This is a genomic window from Dactylosporangium sucinum (genome assembly GCF_014647515.1).
Classification (GTDB): domain Bacteria; phylum Actinomycetota; class Actinomycetes; order Mycobacteriales; family Micromonosporaceae; genus Dactylosporangium; species Dactylosporangium sucinum.
On sequence record NZ_BMPI01000147.1, the window covers coordinates 1 to 5,748 of the forward strand.

The 5,748-nt window shown below is 64.8% G+C and carries 3 protein-coding genes; all 3 read left to right on the top strand.

Annotated features, from left to right (window positions below; translation table 11 throughout):
- Positions 1–561: 561 nt before the first annotated feature.
- The 3 genes from IEZ31_RS55205 to IEZ31_RS55220 all read left to right on the top strand — a co-directional run bounded on the left by IEZ31_RS55205 (position 562) and on the right by IEZ31_RS55220 (position 5,539).
- Complete coding sequence (locus IEZ31_RS55205; protein WP_190258201.1) at positions 562–1,098, top strand: hypothetical protein; 537 nt, start codon at positions 562–564, stop codon at positions 1,096–1,098.
- Positions 1,099–2,081: 983 nt separating this feature from the next.
- Complete coding sequence (locus IEZ31_RS55215) at positions 2,082–3,653, top strand: hypothetical protein (protein WP_190258203.1); 1,572 nt, start codon at positions 2,082–2,084, stop codon at positions 3,651–3,653.
- Between the two features lie 479 nt (positions 3,654–4,132).
- Positions 4,133–5,539 carry an IS1380 family transposase gene (locus tag IEZ31_RS55220; protein ID WP_444542485.1) on the top strand — a complete coding sequence of 469 codons (1,407 nt, stop codon included), beginning with the start codon at positions 4,133–4,135 and terminating at the stop codon, positions 5,537–5,539.
- The last annotated feature ends 209 nt before the right edge of the window (positions 5,540–5,748 follow it).

Consider the following 5,748-nt stretch of genomic DNA (forward strand, 5'->3'; position numbering starts at 1 on the left):
CGACGAAACCACCCCAACCTGGCGAGACACCTGAACGTACATAACTCACAAACTTCGTGAATCAGACGTCCTCTGAGAGGGCCTGCCCGCGGTCGCCCTTCATACCGGGGTGCTGCGTCTTTTCGTTGCACCGCACCGGATTCGGCGCGTCACCACCGCGGTAGCGCAAGCGACTTTACAGCGTCGCCCGCCGTTACCCGGAAAGGCTCATTCACGTCGTGACTGTTGCTCGGCGTCCGTACCGGACCGATCTCTGAGCGGGTCACCGTTCCAGCGGGGGCGCCGCACCGTGTTGGCCATCGACCGGCGCGAATTGGCCCAGCACAGCCAGGACACCCACGACCGCAGTTACGCACTGGTCGGGTTCCGCGAGCAGGTACGACGGCAGCATCAAAAGTTAGGGAGATCTCCCCAATCGCCGTCCGCCACTCGGCTCCTACCGTCGTGTGAGTTCAGCCGATCGAGCATGAGCTGGAGGTGCAGAAATGCCTGCGGAGTACGAAGCCCAGGCGTTCTGAGCGCGCTCAGGGATCGGCATTGTCCACGAGAGGAAGCAGCACCATGGTGAGCCTCAGACGGTCTGCGGCGCGAATCGCTGCAGCGGTTGTCAGCCTGGCGATGGCACTTGGCATGACGGTGGGTCTGGGCGCCGCACCGGCCCAGGCCAAGACCATGTCCGCCAAGCTGAGCATCGATCGAAATCCGCAGCCCGGCGGTAAGTACCCGGTCACGATAAACGTCTGGATTCCGATGAACGAGTACGACTCGCACGGGTACTACAACAACGGCGCCCGCATGCTGGTCCGGTTCTTCGCGGACGACCCGCTTTTCGACGCCTTGCTGTCGCCCTTCGCCAACGGCACGGGATTTGAAAAGACCTGGTTCCGGAACGACCCGGGATACACGGCCGAATCGGACGGCATCCATCTGCGGTACCAGTTCCTGGCACCCGGCCGTGAACTCGACGAGGATCCGAGCGACTGGCTCGGCAACAACTACCGCGATGAGATCTACTTCACGGTGATGTTCATCGACGGCGATGGCGTTACTTCGATCAGCAACTCCAACGTCGCGACCGGATACTTCTGCTGCCGCTGAGCCTGTTCCACGCGACAGTGGACGGTTCGTGGTCCACATAGACGTCCACTGCGGACCACGGACCGTCCACTGTCGCGTGGTGCGTCAACAGCTCGGCGCGGTCCGACCAGCAGGTCCATCGGGTGGCGACCGCGTCTCGGCCGAGCCGATCGCGGAGGCGAGCCGCACGTCCTAGCCGCCGGCGCGAGCGACCAGGCAACCTCATGGCGCCCATTCCCAGGCATCACATCCACGACTATCTTTGCTCGTCAGGCGCACATCGGGCACACGGCCAGGTGCTGTATGCGCCGCGACCGCCTTCACGATGAGCTCATGATCGACGCAGTCGAACACGCCTTGATGTCGCCCATAGGAGTTAGCGGCGTAATGACGCACCTCAGCAAGCGCGTCATTAGCCCGGCGACTCGGGCGGAACCCGTAAGAGGATCTTTCATTTGAAGCTATGACTAATTGTTCGATTGCTGAGGGTCGCCGCGCCAGCTTGGGGCGGATTCGCCGGTCAGCCTGTGGGACATGACATCGATCATTGCCCAATGAATCATGGTTCGTGACCGTGCGGGGAGTGCTTCATAGTCACGCACCAACCGGCGGCACAACATCAGCCAGCCCAGCGTTCGTTCGATTGTCCACCGTTTGGGTTAGGGTTTGAAGCCGCGTTGGTTGGGTTCCTTGGATTCAACACTCACTTCGATGTTGTGTGTCACGCCGAGGTTGATGACGCTGCGCTGGTAGGTCGCGTCAGCGTGGCTTCAGCAGCGACTTTTTAGCATATCGTGACGGCTGCTGATGGTCGCTGTGTTGCTCGCGTGTGTCGATTGCGTGGGACGCGGAGTTGGAGTGCTCGCTCGCTATGGAGACGAGCGCCGATGGCCGCGTCGCACTTTTCGCGGTCGACCGCGCCGGGGAGCTTGTCGGCCTGGTTTCGGGGGCCGACGGTGAGCTGCGGCCGAAAGCGCACAGGACTCATGGACAGGACGACGACGATGACGATACGCAAGAAGATATTGGGGCGGGCGGCGGGGTTGGCCGCCGTGGTTGTGGTGGCTTCGCTTGTGGCGGCGCCGGCGGCGGCTACCCCGCCCTCGACGCCGGCGGCGGTGCTCAACTCGGTACAGGCCTCCGGGACTTCGGTCTCCCTGCAGTGGACGGACCGCTCGCAGGACGAGGACGAGTTCTGGGTGTTCCGCCGCGACGCCGCCGGCGGCAAACTCCTGCAGATCGGTGCGGTCACCTCGACCAGCAGCACCGGTGTCGGGCAGACCTATTCCTTCACCGACACCATCGCGGCCGGTACCCGGCAGTGTTACGAGGTGTCGACGTTTGTCATGTTCGGCCGGGCCGGCGAGGAGTTCTCCAACGAGCTGTGCACCAGCCCGCTGCCGCCGGTTCCCGTGCCGGCCCCGGGTGTCGGCTCCACCACCACAATGGCCGACCCGAACCCGAAACTCGGCAACAGGATGAGCTCCATGGCGATTGGCAGCGACGGCCTCGCGATCATGAGCTACTTGAATTACGACCCCCACGACTCCAACCCCGTCAAGCAGCTGCGCTTTGCGCGTTGTCAGAATCCCGGCTGTACCGCCATCACGTCGATCGGCATCGACTCCATGTACGACGCCATTGACCCCGCATCCATCAAGGTCGGTAGTGACGGGCTGCCGATTATGAGCTACGTCGTGCCGAGAAATGCCGCCGGCCAGACCGTCGACGATCTCCGCGTGGCGTACTGCCGCAACATCGCCTGCACCTCAGTGACCATCAACACCATCGATCCGGCGGCAACCGCGTTCCGACAGACCTCACTCACCATCGGGGGCGACGGCTTGCCCCTGATCGCCTACAGGGATTACAGCCAGGCCAACGGGTGGTACGTCAAGGTCGCCAAGTGTCTCAACCGATCGTGCAGCGAAACGAAGGTGTCCATCATCGACACCGCCAGTCCGGTTTCGGACGACGTGTCCATCGCGACCGCCGCCAACGGATTCGCGATCCTGGCCTACGAGTCCGAAGTCGGCAACCACGACTCCCACCTGAAAGTCGCCCGCTGCTTCAACGCCGACTGCTCATCGGTCACCACGACCAGCGTTGACCAATTCGTCGGTTACCGCCACGAAATACGTGATCCCTCTCTGACCATCGGCCGGGATGGGCTCGGACTGATCACCTATGTACACAAAGACCACCACGGCTATGAAGAAGTGCTCGTCGCGCACTGCGTCAACTTCACCTGCACCGCCGTCACCACCACGACCGTCAGCACCAATGCTGTCGTCGCCAACGAGAACCCGCAGATCACCATCGGCGGCGACGGCCTGGGCGTCATCGTCTACTCCGACGAAGACAACGACGACGCCAAGGTCGCCCACTGCAACGACATCGCCTGCACCTCGACGACTACGGTGACGTTGGACAGTGCCGGCGACACCGGCAACTACCCCTCGATCACGACCGGCGTCGACGGCCTGCCGCTGATCAGCTACTCCGCCTGGCCAGCGCTGAAGGTCGTGCACTGCCCGAACGTCACCTGCAGCGGCGGAATCGGCGCAGCATCCTGATTTCGGGCAACAAATCCGAACAATGCAACGGCCGGCCCCGGAAACGCACCTTCCGGGGCCGGCTACGCCAAGCGGCCCTGGTTAGTTTTACAACGGTGCTTCGATATCGTAGGGGTGTCGTCACGGCCCCGGCAAGGTCGCGGCATGTCCTGATCGGTCCGGGATTGAATCGGACGCGCCGTGACGATTCGGTGTAACGGTGCAGGCACGACTTCCGATGATCATTTGGGTGTCGAAGCCAATGATCGTGACGGAAGATCGTGCCTGCCTTTCTATGTTCTCCTATCGGCCGGATCGCTGCGCATCGGGTCGGCCCTGAGCCAGATGCCGGGGTGGATGTCGCGGCTTGTCCGGGCCTAACCTGGGCCCTTCGTTGAGGGCTGCCCACATGGTGGGTCGATAAGGAACGGGTGCCTTTTGAGCTGGGAAGATAGGACTTGCTGAGGGTCTTATCCATCCCAACGAAAGGCACCCGCAGGGTGAAGGTTACCGGAACACGCCCGAAGATCGTCGTGAGTGCAGACGGGCGTGGCGTGGTCGGCCATGCCGGCGCCCGGCTGCTGGCTGACGTCGCTGATGCGACCGGGCTGACCGCTGCTTGCGGTGAGGCCCTCGCTGACCTGCGGCAGCGGCGCGGTGTGCACGACCCAGGCCGGATCGCGGTCGATCTGGCGGTGATGCTCGCCGACGGTGGTGAGGCGATCTCGGACCTGGCCGTGCTGCGCGATCAGACGCAACTGTTCGGACGGGTCGCGTCGGACCCCACGGCGTGGCGACTGCTGTCCGATATGGACAGTGCGGTCCTCGCCCGGCTGCATGCCGCTCGCGCTGCGGCGCGGGAACTGGCCTGGGCGCAGCGGATCGAGACCCGCGGCGGGCTGCCCCAGGTGACCGCGGCCGGTCTGCCGGTCCCGGGTCTGGTCCTCGATCTGGACGCCTCCATCGTGATCTGCCACTCCGAAAAGGAGTCCGCGACCCCGACCTGGAAACATACGTTCGGGTTCCATCCGTTGTTCTGCTTCCTGGACAACACCCGTGAAGCGCTGTCCGGGATGCTGCGCGAAGGCCGGGCCGGGTCCAACACCACCGCCGACCACATCACCGTCCTCGACGACGCCCTGGCCCAGATCCCCGACGCGCACCGGCACGGCACCCCGATCCTGATCCGCTCCGACTCCGCCGGCTGCACCCACGGTCTACTCGCCCACATCCGCGAACTGCGCACACACGGCATCGACGCGCGCTTCTCCGTCGGCGTCGCGATCACCGAACCGATCCGGCAGGCGATCCTTGCCGCCAAAGAGCACGGCCAGTGGGTGTCCGCCCTTGATGGCGACGGCGAACCCCGCGACGGCGCCGAGATCTGCGAACTGACCGGCCTCGTCGCCGACGACGGGTTCCCGGCCGGGACCCGGTTCATCGTGCGCCGCGAACGGCCGCACCCCGGCGCGCAGCTGTCGCTGTTCGACACCATCGAAGGCATGCGCCACCAGGTCCTCGCGACCGACACCCCACCCGGCCAGGGCTCGATCCAGTACCTCGAAGCCCGCCACCGCGGTCACGCCCGCGTCGAGGACCGCATCCGAACCGGAAAGGACACCGGCTTCGGCCGGTTCCCGTCCCGCGTTTTCGCGATCAACGCCGCCTGGCTCCAGCTCGCCCTCACCGCCATCGACCTGCTCGCCTGGACCCAGATGCTGCTGCTGGACGGCGACCTCGCCGCCGCCGAACCCAAGAAGCTGCGCTACCGGCTGCTGCACGTTGCTGCCCGCATCACCCGCACCGCCCGACGAACCCGGCTGCGCATCGCCGAGCACTGGCCCTGGGCCACCGATCTGGTCGCCGCGTTCGACCGGCTCACCGCGCTACCCCGACCGCTCACCTGAACCCGCCGCCACGACCCGACGAGCACTCCTGGAGGAGCCCGGTCATGCACCGGGCCACGACCATGCCCCGGGCATAGGCCGCCCGTCTAATGAAGATCAACCGGACATCCCACGGCCCTTGATCAACACTTAACGTAGGGTCGGGCGCTGGCGCGGTGACTCGATCTGGGCGTAGGTCCAGCAGCCTTCGTGCCGGCGGTTTCCCGGCC

Excerpts from the sequence above, each read along its gene's own strand:
- IEZ31_RS55205 (WP_190258201.1), top strand. The coding sequence starts at position 562 with ATGGTGAGCCTCAGACGGTCTGCGGCGCGAATCGCTGCAGCGGTTGTC.
- IEZ31_RS55215 (WP_190258203.1), top strand. The coding sequence starts at position 2,082 with ATGACGATACGCAAGAAGATATTGGGGCGGGCGGCGGGGTTGGCCGCC.